Consider the following 25,797-nt stretch of genomic DNA (forward strand, 5'->3'; position numbering starts at 1 on the left):
CTCTATGCTTCCCCGGAGACCCGAACGATGACCGATTTCCAGTACCAGGACATGCTCCCCCTCGGCCATGACGAGACCCCGTACCGCCTCGTCAGCCGCGACCATGTCTCGACCTTCGAGGCCGCCGGCTCGACGTTCCTCAAGGTCGAGCCGGAGGGGCTCACCCTGCTCGCGCGCGAGGCGATGCGCGACATCGCCCACCTCCTCCGGCCCGGTCACCTCGCGCAGCTCGCGCGGATCCTCGGCGATCCCGAGGCCTCCTCGAACGATCGCTTCGTCGCCCTCGAGCTCCTCAGGAACGCGAGCATCGCCGCGGGGGGCGTGCTCCCGTCGTGCCAGGACACAGGCACGGCCGTCGTCATGGGCAAGAAGGGCCAGCTCGTCTTCACGGGCGGCGGCGACGAGGCGGCGATCGCGCGCGGCGTCTTCGAGACCTACCGCGCGCAGAACCTGCGCTATTCGCAGCTCGCGCCGCTCGACATGTACCGGGAGGTCAACACGAACGACAACCTCCCTGCGCAGATCGAGATCTTCGCGACGGACGGCGACGCCTACAAGCTCCTGTTCATGGCGAAGGGCGGCGGCTCCGCGAACAAGAGCTATCTTTACCAGGAGACCAAGGCGCTCCTGAACCCGGAGAGCCTGCTGTCCTTCGTCGAGGCGAAGATCCGCGCGCTCGGCACCGCGGCGTGTCCGCCATACCACCTTGCCATCGTCGTCGGCGGCACGTCGGCCGAGTACACGCTCAAGGTCGCGAAGCTCGCCTCGGCGCGCTACCTCGACACGCTCCCGGCCGACGGCAACGCGCGCGGGCGCGGCTTCCGCGACCGCGAGCTCGAGCAGAAGGTGCTCGAGCTCGCGCAGCGGACGGGGATCGGGGCGCAGTTCGGGGGCAAGTACTTCTGCCACGACGTCCGGGTCATCCGCCTGCCGCGCCACGGCGCCTCGTGCCCCGTCGGCATCGCCGTCTCGTGCTCTGCGGATCGTCAGGCGCTCGGCAAGATCACGCGCGAGGGCATCTTCCTCGAGCAGCTCGAGGCCGATCCCGCGAAGTACCTGCCCGACACCACGGACGCGGATCTCGAGGGCGAGGTCGTGAAGCTCGACCTCCGCCGTCCCATGAGCGAGATCCGCGCGGAGCTCTCGAAGTACCCCATCCGCACGCGGCTCTCGCTGAGCGGCCCGATGATCGTCGCGCGAGACATCGCGCACGCGAAGATCAAGGAGCGCCTCGATCGCGGCGACGGCATGCCGAGCTACCTGCAGGAGTTCATGGTCTACTACGCCGGGCCCGCGAAGACGCCCGCGGGCTACGCCTCCGGCTCGTTCGGCCCCACCACGGCCGGCCGGATGGACGCGTACGTCGACCTCTTCCAGGCGAACGGCGGCAGCTACGTCATGCTCGCGAAGGGCAACCGCTCGCCCGCCGTCACCGCGGCGTGCAAGAAGCACGGCGGCTTCTACCTGGGCTCGATCGGCGGTCCGGCCGCGCGCCTCGCGAAGGACTGCATCAAGAAGGTCGAGGTGCTCGAGTACCCCGAGCTCGGCATGGAAGCGGTCTGGAAGATCGAGGTCGAGGATTTCCCCGCCTTCATCGTGGTGGACGACAAGGGCAACGACTTCTTCGCCGACATCAACAAGCCGGCCGGCCGGAAGCTCGAAGTCGCCGGCTGACGTCCGGAGCCCGGAATCGCGGCCGGGCAGCTCCCCTCCGCCTCCAGCGCCGGGGCGGCGGCGCCGGCCGCCCTCTCCAACCGTGCCAGACCTTCCAGGACCCGCGCAAACTCCGCGTCCGCGTCGGCGGTGGAGCGAAAGCGAGGTTGACTGGCGACCATGTCCCCTCCGGATCGGCGTCGAGGACCCGATTCCATCCGTTCGTGATACGGCTCGACACCGGCTTTCCCTGCTGCCGTCACCCGGATCGACGAGGGTGACCGAGGCAAATGGTCACATTCGAGGCGTCTTGGCGCCTGTTCAGCCCGGTGTTGGCTCGACGAGCGCTGCTGGGGCCGCGGCCCGCGGGGGCACGGTCCGTGCTTTGACCTCGTGCGGAAGGAGCGGAGCATGACAGTTCGACCTGATCGCACGGTGTCTCATGGCCGCGCTGACGCTGGGCACCACCGTTTCGAGGATCGGCACGGTGGTCCCGATGGATCTCGCCATCAGCTGGAGGTAGATCGTTTGGACCGGCTGGTGCGCGCAGCGCAGGAGATCGCTGGTCAAGCAGAGCGTCGAGAGCGCGAGAAGCGCAGCGACGCGGGCCAGGAGGCGAGGCCCGGCGACGGCGGCGTCAAGTCGCGTCCGGCGCCGAGGAATCCGAGCATCGCCGACCTCGAGCGCGCGGATAACGAGGGGATGCTGCCGCCGGGGGAGACGTGACGAGCGCACGCGCGATGAGCCTCGATGGGCTCGTCGATCGGCTCGTGCCGAGCGCGCTCCGCCCCGCGGAGCGCGCGCCCCTCGCCCCTGCGCTCGACGCGGAGGTGCGGCACGTCGACACGTGGAGCGCGGGGCGCCTCGCCTATTACGTGGACGCCCGCGCTGCGGGGCGCCCCGTGGTGCTCGTGCACGGGGTCGACGCGGCCGCCTCGTCCAGGGAGATGGCGCCCCTGTTCGATGCGCTCCGCGGCGAGCGGCCGGTCTACGCGCTCGATCTTCCCGGCTTCGGCCTCTCGGAGCGAGCGGACCGCGTGTACGATCGCGAGCTCTACCGCACCGCGCTGCGCCGCTTCCTCACGGACGTGGTCCGCGCGCCGGGCGGCGCCGACGTCATCGCGCTCTCCCTCTCCTCGGAGTTCGCCGCCGCCGTCGCCTGCGAGGAGATGAGCATTGTTCACAGCCTCGTGCTCATCTCCCCGACGGGGCTCGGCCGTGAATCTCCCGGCGCGAGCGCCCTCCTCCGGGCTGTCTCGCGCGTCCCCTACGCCGCGGAGGCGCTCTTTCGCGTGCTGGCTGCGCCGCCCAGCATTCGCTGGTTCCTGAAGAAGAGCTTCGTCGGCGCGCCGGATCCAGGCCTTGTCGACTATGCCGTCCGCGCATCGAAGGAGCCTTTCGCCCACCGGGCCCCCCTCGCGTTCATCGCCGGCACCCTGTTCACGGACGACGCTCTCCAGCTCCTCTATGCGCGCCTGCCCGTCGCCACGCTGGTCCTCCACGACCGTGACCCGTATTCGCGCTTCGACCGCCTCGCCGAGCTCACGCAGCAGAACGCCCGCGTGGAGGCCGCCCGCATCGCGCCAACGCTGGGTCTCCCGCACTTCGAGCAGCTCGACGCCACGCTCGATGTCGTGCGCAGGTTCTGGGCGCAGGACCCTTGGTAGCTCTCCTCCGCAGAACGACCAGGACAGCCTTGTAGGGAGCTCCGCGCAGGGCGGACGTCGATTTCCTGCGGAGCCCCCCGGCTCCGCAGGGAAGCCGAGGTCGTACGGTCCGCTCAGGAGCCGCCGCCCTCGACGCCGAACATGTATGCGCCATTACTGACTGGCCCCTTCTGGTGTCAGCGGGCCTGTGCTCCGCTGGTTTCGCGCGACCCCGAGGGGGTCTCAAGGATCGACCTGCGACACGCATCCAGTTCCACCGCTCCTGAAGTACCTGGTGTACAATGGAGCGGTGGCGGAACACCGGGTGTGCCGACAGGAGCACCCGGTGGGTGTGGTCACGTGCGTACCGGTTCGATCGGCGCCATTTCGTTAGGACCATGACATCTGCCGCCCGGGAGGGGTGCCCTTGCGCAGCAATCCGGCGATGGAGCGCTGCGCCAAGACATCACGATGGATGGTCAGGCGATGGAGCAACGCGGCACGCGTCTACAGGGGGCGCGGATTGTTTCCAGGCGTAAAAGTCTTTGCAAACTCCAGGTCAACGGGCTAATTAAGCTCTTATAGCGGGGGATGTCGTGAATTCAGGCGGCCAAACCATCTCTTCGACCCAGCAAGCGAGCAACAGCTTGCTTGGTCGATACCGCCTGATTGCAAAATTGGGTCGTGGTGGGATGGCGGATGTGTTTCTGGCCGTCTCCCGCGGGCCCGGGTCGTTCAACAAGCTCGTTGTTGTGAAGTGTCTCCGCGTCGGGATGGCGGATGACCCGCGCTACGTCCTGATGTTCCTGGACGAGGCCAAGCTCTCGGCCCGGCTCAATCACCCCAACGTCGTTCAGACCTACGAGATCGGGGGCGAGAGCGGCGGGTACTTCATCGTGATGGAGTACCTCGAGGGCCAGCCGCTCAAGGACGTCGTGAGGGCGGTGGTGAGCGGCTGTCCTGGCGCCGCGAGCTTCACGCGGGGGGCGTGGGTCAGGATCATCGTCGAGGCGCTGCGCGGGTTGCACTACGCGCATGAGCTCGCGGACTTCGATGGCGGTCTGCTCGGCATCGTGCACCGCGACGTCTCGCCCCACAACATCTTCGTCACGTACGACGGAGCTGTGAAGATCGTCGATTTCGGCGTCGCGAAGGCGGCCCTCAACGCGGCGCACACCGAGAGCGGAACCTTCAAGGGCAAGATGGCCTACGCCGCGCCCGAGCAGGCGATGGCGAGCGCCGACGTCGATCGGCGGGCCGATCTCTTCGCCATCGGCATCGTGCTCTGGGAGCTCCTGGCGATGCGGCGGCTGTTCGATGGCGACCACGTCGCCGTGATGCACCAGCTGCTCACGCGGGACATCCCGCGGCTCTCCGCCGTCGTGCCGGACATCGACCCGGCGCTCGATGAGATCGTGGCGAGGGCCCTCCAGCGGGATCCCGATCGACGGTTCGCCACCGCGCAGGAGATGGGCGACGCGCTGGAGAGTTACCTGCGGGGCTCGGGCGAGGACGTCCGCACGGAGCAGCTCGGCGCGCACGTGCTCGAGATGTTCGCGGAGAGCAGGGCGCTCGTGCGCCAGCAGGTCACCGCGCAGTTCGAATACCTGAGCTCGCTGGACGTCGCGGGCGACATCCAGCGCGCCTCGATGGTCGGAGAGTTCCCCCGCGCCTCGATGGTCATGGGGATGAACCGCTCGATGTGGCCCTCCGCGACCGCGGCCGGTCTACCCCTCCTCAGCGATCAAAGCCACAGCCTCCCCGCCCACCATCATCACGAGCCCCCGGCCGTCGATCCCGGCAGCCTGGGCGCGACGGTGGGGCGCGCCTCGTCCTGGCGGCAGCGTGGGTATCTCGCCTCTGTGCTCGGGGTGGTCGCGCTGCTCGCCGCGGGGGCCTTCGTGATGTTCCGCGAGCGCTCGCTGGAGCCCGTCGCGTCGGAGCAGCCTGCTGCCGTGTCCACGGCTGCGACGGCGCTCGAACCGGGCCCGCTGAAGGCCAAGGTCACGATCAAGAGCGAGCCCGCGGACGCGAACGTGAGCTGGAACGGGACCATGCTCGGCAAGACGCCCCTCAGCGTCGAGCTGCCTCAAGGGATGCAGGTCGTCGTGGTGTCCAGGGCCGGTTGGGTCGACGTGTCGATCTTCCTGCAGCTCTCCGCGTCGGACGTCGTCGAGCGCACCGTCGCGCTCCGGCGTCAGGACGTCAGCGCAATCCCTTCAAATTAGAGCGGCGGTCAGAGGGGGATACTTCAGGTGCCGGCCCGGAGGACCCGCATGGAGGGCGCTGCCCTGGCGGCGAGGCGGCGGACTTCTCGACCGAGCCAGTCGAGGAAATCGAGGTTCCATGGAGGCCCGTCGGGCCAGCGCTCGCGTATGCGGTCGGCGAGCTCGAGATCCCAGCTCCCGTAGAGATCCACGAGCGCGTCATGCGCCTTGCGGCCGGCCAGCGCCTCAGGGTCCCCGCGAGGCTCGCCTCCGTGCGCGAAGGCGTCATCGCAAACATAGTAGTTGCACGTCGCCGCGCGCCGCTCGGGGGGGATGGTGCAGCCCTCATGACCGTGGAAAGCGCACCTCTTGGGGAGCGCTCCGCAATCGCTGCCCTGGGGCTCGACCCGCAGGATGAGCAGGCCGCGCTGGCCCGGGCGCAGGTTGCCCGCGGCCATCTGCTCGAGCAGCCAGTCAACGCCGCCGAGCGAGGCGATCCGCCCGATGTCCGACCACTCGACCCCCGGCGGGCTGGCGCAGCAACCCGTCGGGCCCTGCGGGCATGAGCCGCACAACGTCGAGTGCAACCGCGTATGCATGCCCGCGAGCTCCAGCCGGATCATCGCGCCACCAGCGCTCCTATGCTCTGGGCGTGATCAGACGCTCCAGCCCGCGCAGCGGGATGTCCAGCCAGTCAGGCCGGTTGTTGAGCTCGTAGCCGACCTCGTAAATGCACTTCTCGAGCATGTAGAAGTCGATCAGGAGCACCATGTCCGCGTCGCTCGCGGGCACGTACGGCGCCGTCTCGTCGGTCCGCGGCTCGGCGGTCGCCTGAGCGCGCGCGACCGTCTCCATGTATCCCGCGAGGTAGCTCGCCGAGATCCACGTCACCCAGGCGTCGGTCCACGGCTTGAGGACGGCGACGTCCTCGGGCCGGAGGCGAGCGTCCCGGAGCGCCGAGGCGCCGGCGTAGTCGAACGATCGCAGCATCCCGCCCACGTCCCGGAGCGGGCCGCGCTTGTAGCGGCGCTCGTTCAGCGGTCTCGCCGGCTCCCCCTCGAAATCGATCAGGATGAAGTCGTCGCCCGTCGAGAGCACCTGGCCGAGGTGGAAGTCGCCGTGCGTCCGGATGCGGGGGATGTCGAACTTCCTCGACACGATCTGCTGGAGCTTCGCGTTGATCTCGGCCTCGCGCGGCAGCATCGCCGACACCTGCTCCCGCACGTTCTCGGGGAGCGAGCGCTCGCGCTTCCTCAGCAGCGCGAAGGTGCGCGAGAGCATGCCGTGCGCCGACTGGAAGATCGACTGCTGGTGCAGCGTCGAGAACGACTGCTGCCCGAACGCGGGGTCCTTGCTGTGCTTGCCGAGCGTGAGGTGGAGCTGCGCTGTGCGCTCGCCGAGCAGCCGCATCCTCACGATCTCGGTCCCCATGAGCTGGTTCACGAGCGGCGGCGGCGTCGCGCGCGACGCGTCGACCAGCGTGCCGGCCGGCATCGGCGGCGCGCCCCCCTTCGCCGTCTCCTCGTCGGCGAGCACCCGCTCGAAGAAGCGGTTCAGCGCCTCGAGCGTGCTCGTCCACGCGTCGCTCTGGCTCTGCACGTACTCCTGGAGCATCGCCACCGTGGTCGCCTCGCGACCGCGGGCCTGGTACTCGATCGCCCCGGCGAGCCGCGCCGTCGCAGGGAACTGGTGCTCCGTCAGGAACCGGCCGATCTCGAGCTCCGGGTTGATGCCCTCCTCGACCTGCCGGAAGATCTTGAGGAGGAGCTTGTCGCCGTAGATGATGGTCGTGTTGCTCTGCTCGCTCTCGGAGATGCGCGCCGGGAGCTCTCTCTCGGCGCCGAGCGTCTCGAGCGTCGTCCCGAGCGGCAGCGCGTGGAGCTCGCCGACGGAGCCCGTCGCGACCCCCTGCGCCCGGATCGCGGCGAGGACGAGCGCGGCGAACTCCGGGGTCGCCAGCGCGTCGTAGAGGACGCCCTCTGGCGCCGCCGCGCTCTCCGGCTCGGGATCGCGGATCGTGACGTCCGCGATCACCGCGTGACGCGCGCGCGTCGCGAGCGTCCGCGCGTAGTCGCCCGTGGCGAAGCCGATCGGCACGACATACGTCTCCGGCGAGCCGTCCGTGTACTCGACGCGCGCGAGCAGGAGGTAGTGCTCCGCCGCGGTCTGCTCGCTGCGCAGGATCGGGATGACGTCCGCGAGGGTCGTGGCGCGCCGCGTGCGCGCCTTGCCGCGGAACCAGCGCCGCGCCGCGATGAATTTCCCGAGCGCCGGCTCGAGCACCCTGCGCCCCTCCGGGGAGAGGAGCGTCCGCCACGAGCCCTTCGTCGCGATCGCGGGCGCCTCGGCGTCGCCCGCGGAGATCGCCGGCGTCGCCGGCTCCAGCGCGAACCAGAAGAAGTCGTGCGGACCGAGCGACAGGGAGTAACCGCGGCTCGTGATCTCCGGGAAGCGGCTCCTGCCGAACAGCTCGACAGGCACCATGCCCTCGAAGCGCGCGAGATCGAGCTCGACGTGCTGCGCGTACCGAGAGAGGTTCGCGACGATGAGCAGCCGCTCGTCCGCGTGCGCGCGGATGAACGCGAGCACCTTGCTGTTGTCCGGGTGCAGGAACTCGATCGTCCCGCGGCCGAGCACCTTGTTCTGCTTGCGCAGGGTGATGAGCCGCTTCATCCACCAGAGGAGCGAAGCCGGGTTCTGCTGCTGCGCCTCGACGTTGATCGCCTCGTAGTGGTACTCGGGGTCGATGATGATCGGCAGATAGAGCTTCTGCGGGTTCGCCCTGGAGAATCCGGCGTTCCGATCGGCGCTCCACTGCATCGGCGTGCGCACCCCGTCGCGATCGCCGAGATAGATGTTGTCGCCCATCCCGATCTCGTCGCCGTAGTAGAGGACGGGGGTCCCCGGCAGCGAGAAGAGCAGCGCGTTCATCAGCTCGATCCTGCGCCGCGTCTTCATGAGCGGGGCGAGCCGCCGGCGGATGCCCAGGTTGATGCGCGCCGTGTGCTCCTGCGCGTAGACGCGGTACATGTAGTCCCGGTCCTCGTCGGTCACCATCTCGAGCGTCAGCTCGTCGTGGTTCCGGAGGAACGTCGCCCACTGGCAGGTCTCGTGGACAACGGGCGTCTGCTTCAGGATGTTGACAATCGGGAAGCTGTCCTCGAGCTCGACCGCCATGAACATCCTGGGCATGAGCGGGAAGTGGAAGTTCATGTGGCACTCGTCGCCGCTCCCGAAGTACGCCGCGGCGTCGGCGGGCCACTGGTTGGCCTCCGCGAGGAGCATGCGATCGGCGAAGTTCGCGTCGATGTGGCGCCGGAGCTTCCGCAAGAACTCGTGCGTCTCCGGCAGGTTCTCGCAGTTCGTCCCTTCGCGCTCGTAGAGGTACGGCACGGCGTCGAGCCGGAGCCCGTCGACGCCCATCTCCAGCCAGAAGTCGACCACCTTGAAGACGGCGGCGTGGACGTCCGGGTTCTCGAAGTTGAGGTCGGGCTGGTGGGAGTAGAAGCGGTGCCAGTAATAGGCGTTGGCGACCGGATCCCAGGCCCAGTTCGATGTCTCGAAGTCCTTGAAGATGATCCGGGCGTCCTTGTAGCGGTGCGGCGTGTCGCTCCACACGTAGAAATCGCGCCAGCGCGAGCCCTTGGGCGAGGTCCGCGCCCGCTGGAACCACTCATGCTCGTTCGAGGTGTGGTTCAGGACGAGCTCGGTGATGACGCGGATGTCGCGGCGGTGCGCCTCGCGCAGGAGGCGGGCGAACTCGCGCCGGGTCCCGTAAGACGGGTTGATGTTGGCGTAGTCCGCGATGTCGTATCCGCCGTCGCGCAGCGGCGAGGGGTAGAAGGGCAGGAGCCAGATCGCGGTGACGCCGAGATCTTGGAGGTAATCGAGCTTGTCGACGAGCCCCTCGAAGTCGCCGATGCCGTCCGCGTTCGAGTCGCTGAACGCGCGGACATGGACCTCGTAGATGATCGCGTCCTTGTACCAGAGGGCGCTGCCTTCGGCGGGAGGGGGCTTTTGATCCTGGCTCATGGCTGCTCCGGCGATGCGCGTTGTCCGCGCGACGACGCCGGGCGCACAGGATGCAGCGGCTCGGGCCCTGTGCGGCGTGAGCACGCCACCCGGGCCAGAGGTGGCCAGGGAGGCAAGGCACGCTGCGGAGTCCGCCACTGGGCGCGCACTGCCGTCCCCACGCAGATGACGCGGATCACGTGTATAGTTTAACTACTCGGGATTGCAAGACCACGCGTGCCCGACTTCGGTAGCACGCCAAGCGCGGGGCGCAAAGCGGCGCGGTTGCGTTCGGCTTGCATCCGGTTGCGCTCGTTTGCGCTCGGGTTGCACCCCGCGCGCTGTCGAGATCGCTGCTTCGTGAGCTCGGCCCACACGTCGAACCGCAGCCGGTGTAAGAAGCGCTGGCACTCGTTCTGCGATCGGGCGAGCTCATGCCCATCGAAGGAGCATTCTCATGATGCGTGTCTTCCACGTACTCCCGCTCTCCCTCGCCGCGCTCGGAGCGCTCGCGTGCTCGTCGACCCCCGAGCCGACGATCGACCCCAACAACCCGTGCCCTCCGGGCCAGTGGTGCGCCTCTGCCGTGCCGACCACGCCGGCGACGGCGGTGCCCACGCCCACCACCACCGCCGCGCCCGCGGGCTCCGCCGCCACGCCGATCCCGCCGGTCGCCGCGGTGGCCGCGACGCCGATCCTGCAAGGGATGGGCACGACGGAGGCCCCGGGGATGAAGCCGGACGGCGGGCCGTTCGCGGGGCAGTTCCAGGAGGGCCAGGCGCTCGAGCAGCAGATCAACATCTCGCCCGGCAAGTGCTACACCGTCGTCGGCATCGGCCTCGGGGTCCAGGAGCTCGACATCCAGCTCGTGTCGCAGCCCGCGCCCGCGCTGCCGCCCGTCGTGCTCGCGCAGGACAGCACCACCGGCGCCGCGGCGACGCTCGGCGGCAAGGCCTCCGGCTGCTGGAAGAACCCCCTGCCGATCGGCGGTCCGGGCAAGGTGATCCTCAAGGCGACGAAGGGCGCGGGGATCGCGGCCGCGCAGGTCTTCATCAAGTAAAAGTAACGCTCCCCCGCGCGGGCTGGCCGAGTCCGCCCGCACGCGAAGACGCCCGGCCGTGCGCGTGCCGAGAGGCGTGCGCCTCGCGCGCGACTCTTCTATTCCCGCCGCCTTCCTCCTCCCCTAGAGCAGACCGACGCGGCCGTGGGCCGCGCGCGCGACTCCATGAGCGAGACCGTCTTCCTCGGCCCCGACGCCAGCAAGACCTGCGCGAGGCCGCGCTGGGAGTGGCTGTCGCCGCGCCTCCCCCCGGACCTCGAGCAGGAGGCGACGAGGCGCGTCGCGTGGATGGCGCTCTGCACGATCGTGGCGGGCTCCCTCGGCTTCCTCGTGTCGGAGATCTTCCCGGGCCTCGAGCTCGGCCCGTACCCGATCCGCGTCGCGGTCTTCCTGCCGTTCATGCTGGTCTCGGCCGCGCTCTTCGTCATCGCGCGGAAGGGGCTCCTGTCGCCGCCGCGGATCGTCGATCTCTCGTTCGCCTACAAGATCCTGGGCGCCGCGCTGCTCTCGGTCATCTCCAACGCGCAGCCGTGGCCGGAGGGGCCGGTGTTGCCGGGATGGCCGCCGGTGGCCGTCTGGGTGCTCATGTTTCCCATCATCGTCCCCGCCCCGAGCGTGCGCACGCTGTTCACCTCGACGCTGGCGATCCTCACCGATCCGGCCTGCCTCTGGGTGCTCGTCCGCTCGGGCTTCATGGATCCGCCCTCGTACGAGGCGATGCTCCGCCGCTTCTTCCCGAGCGTCATCGCGCTCGCGCTCTCCGTCCTCGTGTCGCGCGTCGTCTTCGGGCTCGGGCGCAAGCTCGACGCGGCGCGGGAGCTCGGCAGCTACCGGCTCGTCGAGCGGCTCGGCGGCGGCGGCATGGGCGAGGTGTGGCGGGCGAGGCACCGGATGCTCGCCCGCCCCGCGGCCGTGAAGCTGATCCGGCCCGAGGCGTTCCAGGGTGAGCCATCGAGCAACGGCAACGCGAAGGCGCGGTTCGAGCGCGAGGCGCAGGCGACCGCCGCGCTCCGATCGCCGCACACGATCGGCATCTTCGACTTCGGCGTCGCCCGCGACGGGTCGTTCTACTACGTGATGGAGCTGCTCGACGGCATGGACCTCGACACCCTCGTCAAGCTGGACGGCCCGCAGCCGCCCGCGCGCGTGGTCCACCTGCTCCGGCAGGCCTGCCACTCGCTCCACGAGGCGCACAAGGCCTTCTTCGTGCACCGCGACATCAAGCCCGCCAACCTCTTCCTGTGCCGCTACGGCGCAGATCTCGACTTCTTGAAGGTGCTCGACTTCGGGCTGGTGGCCCAGCGCAGGAAAGACGCGGATCCCTCCAAGCTGACGGCGGACAACGCGATCACCGGCACGCCCGCGTTCATGGCCCCGGAGGTGGTGCTGGGCGACCGCCCGATCGACGGCCGGACCGACATCTACGCGCTCGGGTGCGTCGCCTACTGGCTGCTCACCGGCGCCCTCGTGTTCGAGGCCGAGACGGCGATGAAGACGATGTTGCTCCACGCGACGGAGGCGCCCGTCGCGCCTTCGAAGCGCGCGGCGCGCGCGATCCCGCCCGCGCTCGACCGCATCGTGCTCGACTGCCTCGAGAAGGACCCCGCGCGGCGGCCGCAGTCGGCGCGCGAGCTGTCCGAGCGGCTCGCCGCGCTCCGCATGGACGCCGACTGGACCGAGCAGCACGCGGCGGCGTGGTGGGAGGCGGTCGCGCCGCCGTCGCTCTCGGGCCAGGCGGCCAGGGCGGCCGTCGACGCCTTCGGCTGAGCTCCGCGCGCGCCCGGCCCAGGTCCTCAGCGGATGTTGAAGTCGACCGTCATCAGCTGTCCGCCGCGCTCGATCGCGACGGACAGGCGGTTCGCGGTCCGGAGCCGCGCGTAGGCCTCCAGCGCCTTCTGGGGATCGGTGACGTCGAAGCCGTTGATCGACCTCAGGGTATCTCCGCTCTCCAGCCCGAGCGTCTCCAGCAGCGAGCCTCGCCTGATCCTGAGCTTCAGCCCGACGACCTGGTCTCCTCGTCGCTCCGGGATCACCCGGGCGGAGCGCATGAGGAGCGCCTGCTGCTCGAGGATCTGATCGACCGCCGCGCGGTCGACGTTGAACTCCGTGGCGCTCACCCGCCGGATGCGGGCGGCGATCTCCGGCGGGATCGAGTTCAGGTTGTTGTCGCTCCCGACCGGCCTCGCCTGAGGCCGGGGCTGCGGCGCGGGCGCCTCCTCGCGCGCGCTCTTCCCGAGCTTCCCGAGCTGCATCTGACAGCGGGCGCCGCCCGCGGTGATCCAGACGCGGTCCCACGCGATGCGCGTGAGCGTGCCTCCCGCCGCGTCGCCGCCGAGCCGGCGGAGCTGCGTCTGCCCGTCGGGGCCCTCGATGGCCGCGAACGACCACGCGGCGTCCTGCGACGCCGCGATGAGCACCACGCGTCCGGCGTCACAGGTCGGATCGCTCCACGGATCGCCGTGCGCCGCCGGCGCGCGCTCCTCGGGAGCGCCGCCCGGGGGCGGGAGGAGCGGCCCCGTCGCCGAGTCGAACGGGTTGCGCTGGAGGATCGCTTCAGCGCTCGTCGCGTGGAGGCCGTCGCGCAGCGCGCGGTGGGACGCAGGGGGCGTGGAAGAGAGCCTTGTGGCTCTGTCCGGGATGATCGTCCTCCCGATCAAGTGAGACACCCCCGACGCCTGAAAGTAGGCGGCGGACGCGATCATCGTGCCCGCGATCCACAGGAAGTGGTGCTTCACAGCCGCATCCAGGTCCACGGGTCCTGCTCTTTCTGGGGCTCGATCGCCGCCCGCGCGCGGGACGAGCGCCGCGCGCACGCCAGCGTGCGCGCGAGGCGAGCGCCGCGCGCACGCCGGCGTGGAGGCGACCGTGCACAATGTCGCCACCGACCCTCCCTCTCGGGACGCGCAGCACCGCGCGTGCCGGCCCGTCGCGCCGGAGCGCCCGCGCGAGCGCCTGTCAGAGCGCGCGCCTTGACCCGAACGGATCGGCGCGCGTCCACGAGCCGCGCGCGCGCCGCGGCGGCGCTCATCGAGAGGGGGATCGAGAGGAGGAAAGGGCGGGGCAGCGAGCGCCGGCGGGCGGCTCGCTCAGGGCTTCTTGTCGGGCGCCTTGGCGGCGACCGTCGTCCCGGGCTCACCGCGGCCGCGGCGGTACACCCAGGCGGCGAGGACCTTCCGGTCGTTCGCGGCGAGCTTCTCCTCGAACGCCGGCATGTGGCCTTCCAGGTCCTTCGCCATCGCGGCCGGCGGGTAGGCCTTGCCGCTGCCGGGGTTCGTGATCTGCGCCTCGATCCACGCGACCGAGGCCCAGCCGCGGAGCTCGGGGGCGGCCGACTCCTCGTCGTCGGTCTTGCCGTCGAGCCGGTGGCAGCTCGTGCACCGCTGCCGGACCATCTTCTCTCCGGGCGTCCCGGCGCCGGGCTCCCCGCGCGCCTGCCCCTCGAGGAACGCGGCGATCGTCTCCTGGTCGGCCGCGCTCATCGGCGTGAACACCTTCGCCGCCTCGGGATCCGCGGGCGGCTTCACCGCCGACGGCATCATCTCCTTGAACGCCGTCTTGCCGAAGAGGTGGTCGGCGTCGGGATCCCTCAGCACCTCGAGCGCCCAGGCCTTCGTCCCGAACCCGGTGAGGTCCGGCGCCGTCTGCTTGTCCTTCGGCGGGCCGAAATCGTTGAGCCGGTGGCAGCTCGCGCACTCCTTCTTGTAGAGGTCCTCGCCCCGCGTCTCCGGGTCGTTCCGGAGCATCGCGAGCGCTCCCTCGGGCGGGACGCCTTGCTTGAACAGCGCCACCGCGCGCGCGGTCCGCGCGGCGCTCTGCGCCTCCGAGCGCTGGAAGCCCTCGTCCTTCGCGTCCTTCACGAACGACTTCCCCAGCAGGCCGACGGCCCCGAGGCCGATCAAGAACAGCGGCGCGAGCGCCGGCAGCCGCGCGCGGAGCGGGCCGGGCTTCCTGTCGATGAACGGCAGCAGGGCAAGGTACAGCCCGACCACCCCCGGCAGGCCGACGGTCGCGATGAGCTCCAGCGAGCCAGGGAAGTACTTGCGCAGCTCGAAGAGCGGGCGGAAGTACCAGGCGGGGCGGGCGTTGTAGTCGCTGACGGGATCCGCCGGCGCCTCGAGCGGGGCGCCGTGCCCCATGGCCGCGAGATCGAACACGACGACCAGCACGAGCGCCACGGCCAGCAGGATCAGGCCGAGCTGCTTCGGGTAGAACCGATCCGCCTTGCCGAGGTCGGCGCCGTGCGGCGTGCCGAAGCCGTGCCTGCGGAACTGCGCGAAGCTCGCGGCGAGCAGCAAGGCCATGACCGCCGGCAGCACGAAGACGTGCAGGCTGTAGAGCCGCGTCAGCGTCAGGTGGCCGAGCGAGCTCCCGCCGATGACGAGCTGCTGCGTGAACGACCCGACCACCGGGACCGAGCCCATGATGCCCGTCTCGACGCGCGCGCCCCAGTAGCCGTCCTGGTCCCACGGGAGCGGGTTGCCCGTGAAGGTGAAGCCGAGGATCACGCCGAGCAGGCCGAGGGTCAAAAACCAGCCGATCTCGCGCGGCGCGCGGTACGCCCCGTGGAGCGCGATCCGCGCCACGTGGATCGCGATCAAGATGACGAGCGCCTGCGCTCCGAAGTAGTGGAGGCCTCGGATGAGCCACCCGGCGCGCAGGGTGAAGTTGATGTGCGCGACGCTCGCCCACGCCGTGGTCGCGCTCGGGGCGTACGCCGACATGAGCAGCGCGCCCGTGACGACCTCGACGAGCAGCAGCAGCGCGAGCGCGCCTCCCCACACGTAACCGATGCGCGCGCCGCCGGGGATCGGCGCGTCGAGGAACCGGCGCAGCGGCTCGCGGTGTCCTATGCGCTCGTTCAGCCAGTCGCCGAGGCTCATCCTGCGATCTCCTGGAGCTCGGCGACCCCGTCACGGTAGCGCCGGAAGTCCACCTCGAGCCAGCCATCGACGACCCGCGTCGCGAGCGGATCCATGGGGCGCGGGGACGGCCCCGTCTCAGGCGCACCCGACAGGCCGAAGCGTGACGCGTGGCACGGGCAGTTGAAGCTCTTCTTGTCGTCGTTGAGATCGATCCCGCAGCCGAGGTGGGGGCACGTGGCGCTCATCGCGCGTATCTTCTCGCCCTCCCGGATGACCCAGATCGCGCCGAGCATCTGGTCCTTCGCGACCGTGAAGGCGTCGCGCTCCTCGCCGATCACCTTGAGCCGCCGCGGCTCACCCGGCGGGAGGTCCGCGAGGCGCCCGACCCGGACCCAGCGCTCGCGCCCGCCCGCGGCGCCGGCGCTGCCCGCGGCGGGAGCCGCGATGAAGCTCGCCGCCGGTACGGCGATCGCGCCGGCGCAGGCCAGACCGCCGATCGCCACGAGCGCCTTCAGGGCGCCACGCCGCTCCTCGGGGGCCGGGCCCGCGGACGGCGCGCCGGCGCTCGCGGGCACCCCGTGAGGCCCAGGTTCGTGCGGCAATCCATGTCCGAGGTACCCACCGGCACCAGGTTCCTTTTGCGTCGGCTCTGCCATCTCGTAGGCTCTCCCTCGCTCGCGCCACTGTTCGAAGGCCGCCCAGACTGGAGCGGGGCCCCCGGCGGCCGAAGCGGACGCAGCATATCGAAAACACAGGCGTAACGTTGAATCCTCGCCATCGCGCACATCGGGGCGATTGCGCTTCGGCCGGCACAGCCGAAAGTTCTCTTTCAGTTGTCCAGGTCCCGATGCCTCGTCCCGTCGCCGCAGCGCTCGTGATGTTCGCCGTGCTCGGGGCCTCCGCGTGTGCCGCTTCGCGTCAACCGCCAGCGTGTACGCGTCCCGACCTCAGCGGGTGCGCCATCGAGGACGTCTCGTTCGACGGCGACGACGTGATCAGCGGCGACGAGCTCGCCGCGCGGATCGCGACGGCCGAGAGCTCGCGCCTCCTCGGCGGCGCGCTCGAGCCCGTGCCGATCCTGAGCGTCTGGGACGCGCTCACGGTCGAGTACGAGCGCTTCGACCGGTTCGTCCTCGAGCGGGACCTGGCCCGCATCGAGCGGTACTACCGCGCGCGCGGGTTCTACGGGGCGCGGGTGCGGGCGGCGCGGGTGCAGCGCTTCGGCGGCCCCGGCAAGGAGGGGCGCGTGCGGGTGCGCATCGTCGTCTCCGAGGGCGCGCCGGTGAAGATCGCGTCGGTGGATCTCGCGTGGCGGGACTGGACCCTGGAGAAGGGCAGGGACATCGGCCGGCCGGTGACCGAGGCGAAGGACGAGCTCAAGGTCGGCGAGCGCCTGGACGAGGCTCGTTACGAGGAGCTCAAGAAGAACCTGCTCCGGGTGCTCACGGATCGCGGCTTCGCCTACGCGAACGTGGAGGGGCACGTCGACGTCGACCTCGTGAAGAACGAGGCGCGGATCCGCTACACGATCGAGCTCGGCCCCGAGTGCAGGTTCGGCAAGGTCAAGCTCGAGGGGCTCGGCGAGCTGCCCGAGGGGCCCGTCAGGACGGCGATCGGCATCGAGGAGGGCGAGCGCTTCTCGACCGCGGATCTGGCGGACGCAGAGCAGGCGCTCGCCGACTTCGGCGTGTTCGGCTCCGTCGCCGTGAAGCCCGAGCTCGCGCCGCCCGGACAGCCCAGGAACCCTGTCGTCCCCGTGACCTTCTCCGTGCAGCCGTCCGCGCTGCGCGCCGTGAAGCTCGGCGGAGGCGCCGAGGTCGGCTCGCGCGTCGAGGCGCACCTCGTCGCCGGGTGGGAGGATCGCAATTTCCTCGGGGGGCTGCGCCGCTTCAGCATCGAGGCCCGGCCGGGGCTCGTCTTCTATCCGGTGGAGTTCTCGAACCTGCTCGGCAAGGAGCTCGGGGACACGTTCCGCCTCTTGCCGGAGATCCAGCTCCGGTCCGAGCTCCGCCAGCCCGGGGCGATCGAGCGGCGCACGGCCGCGGTGCTGCGCGGCTCGTTCAAGCTCTACTGCCCCCAGACAGGTGAGTTCTGCACCAAGCCGGACAAGGGGGGCGCCGGCGAGGGGGAGTCAGGAGCTGCACCAGAGGCTGCCCAGGAGGCTCCGGAGCACGCGATCGTCGGCTACCGCGAGTACGTCGGTTCCATCGGCGTCGAGCGGCCCTTCCTGAAATCGGACCTGAACGCGGCCCTCCTCTACAACGTCCAGCTGAACAGCCCGTTCACCTACAATTCGGCGCGGCTGCCCTCCGGGTTCGGGACCCTCTTCATCCCTTACCTCCAGGCGCTTGTGTCCTATGACCGCCGGCTGAACGAGGCGGGGAAGCCCGACAGGGTCACCCCCCATCACGGCTATTACATCGCGCTGGACACGCAGCTGGCCGGCTATCTGGCGTTCGACACCGCGATCGCAGAGGCCCTGGTCGGCGAGAAGGCGCAGGACGAGCGGGACAGGCGGTTTCACTCCGCGCGCGACATCCGCCTTCAGCCCGAGTTTCGCGCCTACTTCCCTGTTTCGAGGAGATGGACGCTGGGTTTCCGCTTGATGACCGGGTGGCTGTTCACGGGCGACTACGGCGACGCCTCCGTGGATCCTGCCCAGTGCGACGCCCTCGCGGGCCTGGACAGGGACCGTTGCCGGAGAGACGTGGGGGCCGACCTTCAGCTGATGCAGTTCCGCGGGTTCTTCAGCGGCGGCGCGACCAGCAACCGCGGATACGGGTACAACGAGGTCGGCCCGCACGCCCGCGTGCCGAGCCTGACAGCCGGCGACAGCGCCGACGAGGAGGACGCCCCGCTGGTCCCCATCGGAGGCCGTCTGCTGTGGGAGACGAGCCTGGAGCTGCGGATACCGCTCGGCGAGAGCCTCGGTACGGTGATCTTCGCCGACGCCGGCGATGTCACCCGGGAGCACCGGCTGTTCCGCTCGGGAGCGCAGCGCCTGCACCTCTCGGCGGGCTTCGGGCTGCGCTACGTCACCCCGGTCGGACCGCTGCGCTTCGACGTCGGCTACCGCATCCCCTGCTTGCAGGTGCTCGGCGTCTGCAATGAGACAGAAGCAGCAGGCTGGCCCGCGGACGAGCGGCCCCCGGGCAAGCTGTTCGATGTGCTGCCCATCGCCGTGAACCTGGCGATCGGCGAGGCGTTCTGACGTGCGGTGATCCGTCCGGCGGGCGCCGGAGGGCGGTGGGGCCCGCGCCTTCGGGCAGGCCGCGGGCGATCAGCCCTCTTCTTCTTCGACGTTCCAGGCGGACAGCGCGGTCATCCCGATGGCGACCGAGCAGAGGCAGCAGAGGGCAGGCTCCTCGAACCGGAGCTCGTCGCCGCGCGACCACACGTAGAGGCCGCGCCCGTGGGGCTCCCCCGTGATGGCCACGTTGCACACGTCGCAGCGGAGCTCGGTTGCGCCTGAGGCTGCTTGACGCGCGCGCAGCGCATTGTCGGCGATCGCGTCGACCGAGACGCAAATCGTATGGGCCAGTGTCCCTGTGAGCCGGTAATCCGCACTTGCGGTCCCCTCCGGCGTAGGGCAGGGGTCCAGGTTCGTGGTCCCCTTCAGAGCGCCTTCAATCACATCCACCTCCGGCGGCAGGGCCGAATCTAGCTCAGGCCGAGACGGGACGCACGAGAAGGCTGTGCCTGAACACCATCAGGCCTGCTCCAGGGCGCACATGTAGGCGAACACGCTGAAGCGGCGCGTCATGGCCTGCATGACGTACCGCTCCAGCGTGCAATGGTGGCGGAATTTGGCGGATCAGGCGCTGGCGGACGCGGCCGTCTCGGCGGCGTCCTGAACGGCGGCCGAGCGGCTGCCGGCCGAGCGGTCGAGAGCGCAGCTCTCTTCGAGCAGCTCGACCACGTCGAGCTGGCGGATCGACTCCTCCTTGGACTGATCCTTGAGGCCGTCGGTGATCATCGTCTGGCAGAACGGGCAGGCGGTCGCGATGGTCTTCGCCTCCGTCTGGAGCAGCTGCAGTGTCCGCTTGACGTTCACGCGGTCCTTGTTCTGCTCCTCCATCCACATCTGCGCGCCGCCGGCGCCGCAGCAGAGCCCCTTCTGCCGGTTCCACCCCTCGGCCTCGACGAGCTGCAACCCGGGGATGCGCTTCAGGATGTCGCGCGGCTGCTCGTACACGTCGTTGTAGCGGCCGAGGTAGCAGGAGTCGTGGAAGACCACCTTCCCCTCGACCGGCTTGCTGGGGACGAGCTTCTTCTCGGCGACCAGGCCGAGCAGGAAGTCGGTGTGGTGCACGACCTCGAACTTCGCGCCGAAGTCGGGGTACTCGTTCGCGAGCGTGTTGAAGCAGTGGGGGCAGGTCGTGACGATCTTCCGGACGCCGCCCTGCTCCTTGTAGCCGTTCAGGGTCGCGGCGTTCTGCTCGGCGAGCATCGCGAAGAGGTACTCGTTGCCCGCGCGGCGCGCCGGATCGCCGGTGCAGGTCTCCTCCTGGCCGAGGATGGCGAAATCGACGCCGGCGGCCTTCAGGAGCCTGGCGGTCGCGCGGGCGATCTTCTTCGCGCGGTCGTCGTAGCTCGCCGCGCAGCCGACCCAGTAGAGCACGGGGGCCTGCGGCTTCTCGGCCATGGTCGGGATCTCGAGCCCCTCGGCCCAGTTGCCGCGGTCGATGCGCGCGAGGTTCCAGGGGTTGCCGTTGACCTCCATCGCGTTGAACGGATTCCCGAGCTCCGCCGGGAACTCGCCCTTCACGAGGACAAGGTGGCGGCGCATGGAGACGATCTTGTCGACGTAGCTGATCATCACCGGGCACTGCTCCTCGCAGGCCCGGCACGTCGTGCAGGCCCAGAGCACGTCCGGATGGACGACGTTCGCCACGAGGTCGACCGGCTTGTACGCGACCTCGGGGACCGGGACCGGGTTCTCCGGGGCCGCCTGCTCCGCGTGCTCGGCGCGTTCCTGCGTCTCCGCCGTCTCCGCCGCCTCCGCTGCCTGGCCGTCCTGCGCCGCCGCCCCGTCGGTGGCCTGCCCGTTCGCCTGGGCCGCGTGGCCGTCGGCGCGCGGCTCGCCTCGCGCGCCGCCCGGCCTGTTGATGAACTCCCCCTCTCGGCCGTACAGGTGATCGCGCAGGTCCAGGGTGAGCTGCTTGGGGCTCAGGATCTTGCCCGTCTTGTGGGCCGGGCAGTTGTCGCTGCAGCGGCCGCACTCGGTGCACGTGTAGAAGTCGAGGATCGCCTTCCAGGTGAAGTCCTCGATGCGCGCGACGCCGACCGGGGCGGCCTTCTCGGGCTCCTCGGCCGCCTTCATGACCATCTCGCCGATCGCCTCGGCGCTGCCCGCGACGAGCGGCAGCCGGCCGCGCGCCTCGATGTCGCGCGTGAAGACGTTCGGGATCGACGTGATGATGTGGAAGTGCTTCGAGTGCGGGAGCAGGTTCAGGAACACGAGCACCAGCGTGACGTGCGTCCAGAACCCGATGTGCGCGAGCACGACGAGCGTCCCCGGGCTGGCGCCGCTCAGGAGGACGGCGAACAGCGAGCCCGCCGGGGCCGGGAACAGGTGCCAGCGGAGCGCCGCCGGGTCCGCGGGGACGCCCGCGAACGGGGCCGTCACGGTGGCGACGCGCTCGCAGAGCGCCGCGTCCGCGGGGCCGCACGCCGCCGTGGACCAGCGGTGGTGGAGCACCAGCGAGGCGCCGTCATAGAGCATGTCGCTCACCATCATCGTGACGATGATGCCGAGGATGAGGAGCCCCTCGCCGGACAGGGTCATGCGCCGCTCGCGCTTGATCGCCCGGTAGTAGATGAACACGAGCGCGCCGATCACGACCAGCGTGGCCATGACGTCCTTCACGAACTCGTAGATTCCGCCGAGCGGCACCGCGCCGATGCCCGGAAGCCGCACCGGCTCGTGCCCCAGGATCCACAGATCGAACGACGGGTCGATGCCGCGCCCCCACAGCATCAGCGTCCGGAGCAGGAGAACCAGGAATCCGACGAAGATGAGCTTATGCGCCAGCCCGGCGAGCGGGTAGTAACCCATCTTCCGTTGCCGGAAGGCGTACTCCCAGGTGCCTTTGAGGCGCTCGGCGATCCGGTCGAGCCGGTCTTCCCCGCGCCCGACCTTGAGGAGCTGCCAACGCCGGTTGGCGCTCCACGCAAAGGCGGCGAAGAGGCCGACGAGCAATGTGAGCATCCACGTGGGATTCATTCGCGGGGCGTCTCCAGGTGTAAAATGGCCACATCTTTTAAGGTGGGCGACTGCCGGACGTCAACCGCGCGGCGGCGAGGGAGCGCGCGGGGCGCCTTCGCCGGATTTCTGTTCTTGCAAGGGCGGATACGTCGGTGCGCGCTGGGGGCTCCTCGCGCGGCGGCGGGGCGCGGGCGGCGCGCGCCCCGCGAGCGGCTCAGAGCGTGAACTCGACGCTCTTTTCTTCGGTCGCGGCGGAGGGAGACAGATCGAGCGCCATGCTGTACGAGCGCTGGCCGACCCGCGCGCTCAGGCGGACGCGGATGGGGGCCGTCGCGTCGTTCAGCTTGTCGAGCCGCACGACGACGCGGTAGCGGCCCCGCGCCGGCTCGCCCTCGGTGAGGAAGACGTTCTCCACGTTCTGCTCCTGGCATTCGCCGCTCACGCGCGGGCAGTCGCGGTCCTTCATGAGGCCGCTCGCCGTCGGCTCCCCGACGCGGGCGAGCTCTCCCGCCGGGTCATAGACGTTGAGATCGACGTCGGCCTCGGGCTCCTCCCAGGCGATCGTGAACTGGAGGATCCCTGTGTGGAGCCCGCAGCCCTCATCGATCACGCCGTTGCAGTTGTTGTCGCGGGCGTCGAAGCAGAGCTCGACCCCCGTCGGTGTGCAGGCGATCTCGAGCCCGACGCCCTCGGGGACCTTGATGTCCTTCGGCTGGAGGGGCGGCCTGGGCGGGGGCGGCGGCACCTCGATGCAGCCGGCGAGGAGCAGGGCGAGGGCGGTCGCGCCGCGCGCGACGCGCGCGACGTCGATCGCCGCGCGGGCGAGGCGCTCGCGGAGGCCGTGAGGCGCCGGCGGGCGCGGCGCGGCGCGACGGGCGCGCGGCTCGCGCCGCGGGGGACCGGGGCTTCGCATGGGGAGCTGCATGTTATCCGCCTTCAGGCTCCCGCGGGGCGCCGGCGCTGCGCGTCTCGAGCGTGGGCGGCGCGGGCGGCTTCCGCGGCTTGGGGCCGCGCGGCTTCGGGGGAGGGGGCGGCGTTCCTCCGAGGGGCAGGGGCAGGTGCATGCCCCGCGCGGCCAGGATCTCCGCCGCGTGGGGGACGGTGAGCACCAGCGCGCGCGCATAGAGCGTGATCTGGTAGGGCTCCGGCAGGTCGCCGGGACGGCCGTTCGTCGCGTGCTCGAGCAGGATCGCCGCGGTGACGCTCACGTTGAGGCTCTCCGCGAAGCCGCGCATGGGGACGCGCACGGCGCGGGCGCAGGCGGCGGCCAGGTCGGGGCGGATGCCGTCGCGCTCGTTGCCGAGCACCAGCGCGAGGCGGGGGATGCTCGAGAGGTCGCGCGGGGTGAGCTCGCCTTCCGGGTGGGTCGCCACGAGCTCGTGCCCCGAGGCGCGGAGCGCGGCGATCGCGGCCTCGGTGGTCACGTGCGTGCGCACGTCGACCCAGCGCTCGGAGCCGCGCGAGACCGTGTTCGAGACCAGGAACTGCTCGGCCCGCTCGATGATGTGCAGGCGCTGCAAGCCGAACGCGTCGCAGGAGCGGAGCACGGCGGCCCCGTTGTGCGGATCGTGCGGCGCATCCATGGCCACGGTGACGGCGTCGAGCCGCGCCGCGATGACGCCGCGCAGCCGGGCCCTGCGCTCGTCCGTGACGAACTCCTCGAGGATGCGGGCGACGTCGGCGACGTCGAGGGAGTCGAGCGCGGCGAGCAGCCTTCGCTGCTCCTGCGCGACGAACGAGCAATTGGGGGTCGAGCGGCGCATGGCGGGGGGCGCCTCTATAGCAGGTCGATCGCGACCGCGATCCGCTCGCTCTCTGCGTACTCGACCACGGCGCAGTCGCCGGGAGAGCCGTCCTCCCAGGCCAGGCAGACGAAGTCGGCCTCGGCGTCGAGCGCGATCATGGGGTGGTGCCACACGCCGGGGCGATAGGTGATGCCCTGGGCGCCGTGGGCGATGAAGGCGCCGAGCGTCGTGAGCTCGGGCCTGTCGCCGCCGAGGGCCACGACGACGAGGTAGCGCCGCGCGCTCATCGGCACGAACGCCTGGGTCGAGCCGGGGTGCTTCTCGAGCAGGGCGATCGGGAGCGGGAAGCTCGAGCGCGGGGCGCAGCGGAACACCGAGACGTTCAGCGAGGCGTGCCCGGGGCGGAGGTTCTCGATCGCGGCGAGGTGATCGAAGCGCCGCGCCGTCCCCTGGTTGGCAGGCCTGCCGGGCTCGCCGTGCGGCGAGGCCATGAGGATGTCGCCATACGGCGCATAAGCTGCGGGGCTGAGCGAATGGGCTGCGATGCGCGGGCGGTGGCTCATCGTCATGGGCGGCTGTGGCGGCCTGCCACGCGTGTGGCTTCCCTGAGGCTCTCCTGCGCGGTGCATGGGGCGCGCCGGCCGAGGGCACGACAGGGAAAGGGTATCACGTCGCGGGCGCGCCGCAGCACGCCAGCCCGCCGCGAGCGCCATGGGGCCGGGTTTTGCAGGGCGCCTCGCGACGCTTACCCGACGGGTGATGCAAGCGACCCTGGAGCCAGTCATGCGGATTGTTCACAAATCGACATTTCGGAAGCGCCTCGCGGTGGCCTCTCTGTTCCTGGCGGTGCTCGCCGTCATGACGTCCGTCGTCGGCTGCCAGCGCTACGACGTGCTGGTCGAGAAAGATCAGATCGCGGCCCAGAAATGGTCCGATCTCGAGGCGGATCTCCAGCGGCGTTACGACCTGGTCCCGAACCTGGTGGCGGTCGTGAAGGGGTCGGCCAAGCACGAGGAGCAGACGCTGGCGAGCGTCGCCGAGGCGCGCGCCCGCGCGACCAGCGTCCAGCTCAAGGCCGACGATCTGACGGATCCGGAGAAGGTGCAGGCCTTCCAGAAGGCGCAGGAGCAGCTCAGCGGCTCGCTCTCGCGGCTCCTCATGGTGCAGGAGCAATACCCTGATCTCAAGGCGAACCAGGGCTTCCACAGCCTCCAGGTCCAGCTGGAGGGAATCGAGAACCGGATCCTCCGAGCGCGCCAGGAGTACAACCAGGCAGCGCGCGAGTACAACGCGGAGCTCCTGAAGATCCGGGGCCAGGTGGTGAACAAGGCGACGGGCCAGCCGTTCAAGCCGCGCGTCTATTTCACCGCCTCTCCCGAGGTCCAGTCGGCGCCGAAGGTCTCGTTCTGATGAGGGGCGCGGCGATGCGCCGGGTCGGCACGAGCGGGGCGCGGCTGCGGGCCGTGGCCAGGGCCGTCGCGGCCGCGTTCGCGCTGGTCTGCGCGCTCGTCGCGCGGCCGGCCCTGGCCGACTTCACGCCGCCGGCGCTCACGGGGCACGTCATCGACACCGCTGGGCGGCTCGATCCGCCCGACATCCGCGCTCTCGACGCGAAGCTCGATCGCATCCGCCGCGAGACAGGGTTCGAGATCGTCGCCTTCGTGGCCGGATCCCTCGAAGGCGAGACGATCGAGGACGTCGCCTACGAGGCCTTCAACACCTGGCAGCTCGGCCAGCGCGGGGCCGACAACGGCGTTCTGCTCGTGATCGCCCCGAACGAGCGGCGCGTCCGGATCGAGACGGGCAAGGGCGTGGGGGGCGCGCTCACGGATCTCCAGTCGAACGACATCATCCGGCAGACCATCAACCCGCTGCTCAGGCAGGATCGATTCCGCGACGCCATCGACCAGGGAACGGCAGAGATCGCCAGGACGCTCGTCGCCGGGACACCCGAGGAGGAACGGCGCCCGGCGCCCGACGCCCGGCCGGCGCCCGCTCCGGTCTCGCCGATCAAGGTCGGCGTGACGGTCATCGCCATCGTGGCGGCGCTCGTGCTGGCGCTGATTTCGCCCTCCTTCCGCTGGTTCCTGTGGCTCGTCCTCCAGGCGATCCTCTTCCGAGGTGGCGGCGGCGGCCGCAGCGGCGGCGGCGGGTCCGGGTTCGGTGGCGGCGGCGGCGGTCGCTCCGGCGGGGGCGGATCCAGCGATAGCTACTGAGCCGCTGCGCGCCGCCTCTTCACCCTGTGCAGGACGGATCGGGCCGATCGGTCGGCGTCCGCGCCGGCCTTTCGATCGGCCGCTGTGCTCACCCCTGGCGTGACCGGGCGGGCACACACGACATCGACGCCGGCGCGGCGCGGGTCGAACCGATCGGAGATTCCAGGGCGCGCGCGATCTCCCGCTGCG

Annotated in this window: 19 protein-coding genes; 9 read left to right on the plus strand and 10 right to left on the minus strand. The window is 70.4% G+C overall.

What is annotated here, in order from left to right:
• Positions 1-27: 27 nt before the first annotated feature.
• From WMF39_RS02035 to WMF39_RS02050, 4 genes are all read left to right on the plus strand, one after another.
• Positions 28-1,674: a fumarate hydratase gene (locus tag WMF39_RS02035; protein ID WP_437743875.1), complete on the plus strand. Its 1,647-nt coding sequence runs from the start codon at positions 28-30 to the stop codon at positions 1,672-1,674.
• 507 nt (positions 1,675-2,181) lie between these two features.
• Entirely contained in the window at positions 2,182-2,379 is a 198-nt protein-coding gene (locus tag WMF39_RS02040; protein WP_044963725.1) for a hypothetical protein, read from the plus strand.
• Between the two features lie 14 nt (positions 2,380-2,393).
• Positions 2,394-3,320 carry an alpha/beta fold hydrolase gene (locus WMF39_RS02045; RefSeq protein WP_437743876.1) on the plus strand — a complete coding sequence of 309 codons (927 nt, stop codon included), beginning with the start codon at positions 2,394-2,396 and terminating at the stop codon, positions 3,318-3,320.
• A gap of 575 nt (positions 3,321-3,895) precedes the next feature.
• On the plus strand, positions 3,896-5,527 hold the full coding sequence (locus WMF39_RS02050) for a protein kinase domain-containing protein (protein ID WP_437743877.1): 1,632 nt from the start codon (positions 3,896-3,898) through the stop codon (positions 5,525-5,527).
• A gap of 23 nt (positions 5,528-5,550) precedes the next feature.
• Here the strand turns inward: WMF39_RS02050 and WMF39_RS02055 are convergent, their stop codons facing one another.
• Together WMF39_RS02055 and treS are read right to left on the minus strand one after the other, a co-directional pair.
• A complete protein-coding gene (locus WMF39_RS02055; RefSeq protein ID WP_437743878.1) occupies positions 5,551-6,129 on the minus strand; it encodes a hypothetical protein in 579 nt (192 codons plus the stop codon).
• 16 nt (positions 6,130-6,145) lie between these two features.
• On the minus strand, positions 6,146-9,538 hold the full coding sequence (treS, locus tag WMF39_RS02060; protein WP_437743879.1) for a maltose alpha-D-glucosyltransferase: 3,393 nt from the start codon (positions 9,536-9,538) through the stop codon (positions 6,146-6,148).
• 436 nt (positions 9,539-9,974) lie between these two features.
• Between treS and WMF39_RS02065 the strand changes: the two genes are divergently transcribed.
• The gene (locus tag WMF39_RS02065; protein ID WP_012232997.1) at positions 9,975-10,577 is read left to right on the plus strand and encodes a hypothetical protein; all 603 of its coding nucleotides are present in this window, start codon (positions 9,975-9,977) and stop codon (positions 10,575-10,577) included.
• 165 nt (positions 10,578-10,742) lie between these two features.
• A complete protein-coding gene (locus WMF39_RS02070) occupies positions 10,743-12,344 on the plus strand; it encodes a serine/threonine-protein kinase (RefSeq protein WP_437743880.1) in 1,602 nt (533 codons plus the stop codon).
• 26 nt (positions 12,345-12,370) lie between these two features.
• On the opposite strand, the gene gspC is transcribed toward WMF39_RS02070, so the two are convergent.
• The 3 genes from gspC to WMF39_RS02085 all read right to left on the minus strand — a co-directional run bounded on the left by gspC (position 12,371) and on the right by WMF39_RS02085 (position 16,041).
• Positions 12,371-13,330, minus strand: a complete 960-nt coding sequence (gspC, locus tag WMF39_RS02075) for a type II secretion system protein GspC (protein WP_437743881.1) — start codon at positions 13,328-13,330, stop codon at positions 12,371-12,373.
• Positions 13,331-13,663: 333 nt separating this feature from the next.
• The gene (locus WMF39_RS02080) at positions 13,664-15,457 is read right to left on the minus strand and encodes a cytochrome b N-terminal domain-containing protein (RefSeq protein ID WP_437743882.1); all 1,794 of its coding nucleotides are present in this window, start codon (positions 15,455-15,457) and stop codon (positions 13,664-13,666) included.
• Entirely contained in the window at positions 15,454-16,041 is a 588-nt protein-coding gene (locus WMF39_RS02085; RefSeq protein WP_437743883.1) for a ubiquinol-cytochrome c reductase iron-sulfur subunit, read from the minus strand. Before WMF39_RS02085 ends, WMF39_RS02080 begins: the two co-directional genes overlap by 4 nt.
• Positions 16,042-16,286: 245 nt before the next feature.
• Between WMF39_RS02085 and WMF39_RS02090 the strand changes: the two genes are divergently transcribed.
• Positions 16,287-18,650, plus strand: coding sequence for an autotransporter assembly complex protein TamA (locus tag WMF39_RS02090; protein ID WP_437743884.1), 2,364 nt, complete (start codon positions 16,287-16,289; stop codon positions 18,648-18,650).
• A gap of 69 nt (positions 18,651-18,719) precedes the next feature.
• Here the strand turns inward: WMF39_RS02090 and WMF39_RS02095 are convergent, their stop codons facing one another.
• From WMF39_RS02095 to WMF39_RS02115, 5 genes are all read right to left on the minus strand, one after another.
• Positions 18,720-18,875, minus strand: coding sequence for a hypothetical protein (locus WMF39_RS02095; RefSeq protein WP_437531283.1), 156 nt, complete (start codon positions 18,873-18,875; stop codon positions 18,720-18,722).
• Positions 18,876-19,253: 378 nt separating this feature from the next.
• Complete coding sequence (locus tag WMF39_RS02100) at positions 19,254-21,650, minus strand: (Fe-S)-binding protein (RefSeq protein ID WP_437743885.1); 2,397 nt, start codon at positions 21,648-21,650, stop codon at positions 19,254-19,256.
• Positions 21,651-21,861: 211 nt separating this feature from the next.
• Positions 21,862-22,560 (minus strand): hypothetical protein, encoded by a 699-nt coding sequence (locus WMF39_RS02105; RefSeq protein WP_437743886.1) that lies wholly within the window; start codon positions 22,558-22,560, stop codon positions 21,862-21,864.
• A gap of 13 nt (positions 22,561-22,573) precedes the next feature.
• On the minus strand, positions 22,574-23,410 hold the full coding sequence (locus tag WMF39_RS02110; RefSeq protein ID WP_437743887.1) for a TrmH family RNA methyltransferase: 837 nt from the start codon (positions 23,408-23,410) through the stop codon (positions 22,574-22,576).
• A 14-nt stretch (positions 23,411-23,424) separates the two neighbouring features.
• Positions 23,425-23,961, minus strand: a complete 537-nt coding sequence (locus tag WMF39_RS02115) for an ureidoglycolate lyase (RefSeq protein ID WP_437743888.1) — start codon at positions 23,959-23,961, stop codon at positions 23,425-23,427.
• 214 nt (positions 23,962-24,175) lie between these two features.
• On the opposite strand from WMF39_RS02115, the gene WMF39_RS02120 reads away from it, so the two are divergent.
• Both WMF39_RS02120 and WMF39_RS02125 read left to right on the plus strand, forming a co-directional pair.
• Positions 24,176-24,802 carry a LemA family protein gene (locus tag WMF39_RS02120; protein ID WP_437743889.1) on the plus strand — a complete coding sequence of 209 codons (627 nt, stop codon included), beginning with the start codon at positions 24,176-24,178 and terminating at the stop codon, positions 24,800-24,802.
• Positions 24,802-25,608: a TPM domain-containing protein gene (locus tag WMF39_RS02125; RefSeq protein ID WP_437743890.1), complete on the plus strand. Its 807-nt coding sequence runs from the start codon at positions 24,802-24,804 to the stop codon at positions 25,606-25,608. The genes WMF39_RS02120 and WMF39_RS02125 overlap by 1 nt, the downstream gene beginning before the upstream one ends.
• Positions 25,609-25,797: the final 189 nt, after the last annotated feature.

It is taken from the genome of Sorangium sp. So ce1504 (assembly GCF_051521635.1).
In the GTDB taxonomy this organism is placed as follows: domain Bacteria; phylum Myxococcota_A; class Polyangia; order Polyangiales; family Polyangiaceae; genus Sorangium; species Sorangium cellulosum_B.

What these genes read in the sequence shown, in the direction of transcription:
- WMF39_RS02045 (WP_437743876.1), top strand. Translation starts at nt 2,394, where the DNA reads ATGAGCCTCGATGGGCTCGTCGATCGGCTCGTGCCGAGCGCGCTCCGC.
- treS (WP_437743879.1), bottom strand. Translation starts at nt 9,538, where the DNA reads ATGAGCCAGGATCAAAAGCCCCCTCCCGCCGAAGGCAGCGCCCTCTGG.
- WMF39_RS02080 (WP_437743882.1), bottom strand. Translation starts at nt 15,457, where the DNA reads ATGAGCCTCGGCGACTGGCTGAACGAGCGCATAGGACACCGCGAGCCG.
- WMF39_RS02055 (WP_437743878.1), bottom strand. Translation starts at nt 6,129, where the DNA reads ATGATCCGGCTGGAGCTCGCGGGCATGCATACGCGGTTGCACTCGACG.
- WMF39_RS02105 (WP_437743886.1), bottom strand. Translation starts at nt 22,560, where the DNA reads ATGCGAAGCCCCGGTCCCCCGCGGCGCGAGCCGCGCGCCCGTCGCGCC.
- WMF39_RS02035 (WP_437743875.1), top strand. Translation starts at nt 28, where the DNA reads ATGACCGATTTCCAGTACCAGGACATGCTCCCCCTCGGCCATGACGAG.
- WMF39_RS02115 (WP_437743888.1), bottom strand. Translation starts at nt 23,961, where the DNA reads ATGACGATGAGCCACCGCCCGCGCATCGCAGCCCATTCGCTCAGCCCC.
- WMF39_RS02065 (WP_012232997.1), top strand. Translation starts at nt 9,975, where the DNA reads ATGATGCGTGTCTTCCACGTACTCCCGCTCTCCCTCGCCGCGCTCGGA.
- WMF39_RS02125 (WP_437743890.1), top strand. Translation starts at nt 24,802, where the DNA reads ATGAGGGGCGCGGCGATGCGCCGGGTCGGCACGAGCGGGGCGCGGCTG.
- WMF39_RS02110 (WP_437743887.1), bottom strand. Translation starts at nt 23,410, where the DNA reads ATGCGCCGCTCGACCCCCAATTGCTCGTTCGTCGCGCAGGAGCAGCGA.
- WMF39_RS02070 (WP_437743880.1), top strand. Translation starts at nt 10,743, where the DNA reads ATGAGCGAGACCGTCTTCCTCGGCCCCGACGCCAGCAAGACCTGCGCG.
- WMF39_RS02100 (WP_437743885.1), bottom strand. Translation starts at nt 21,650, where the DNA reads ATGCTCACATTGCTCGTCGGCCTCTTCGCCGCCTTTGCGTGGAGCGCC.
- WMF39_RS02120 (WP_437743889.1), top strand. Translation starts at nt 24,176, where the DNA reads ATGCGGATTGTTCACAAATCGACATTTCGGAAGCGCCTCGCGGTGGCC.
- WMF39_RS02090 (WP_437743884.1), top strand. Translation starts at nt 16,287, where the DNA reads ATGCCTCGTCCCGTCGCCGCAGCGCTCGTGATGTTCGCCGTGCTCGGG.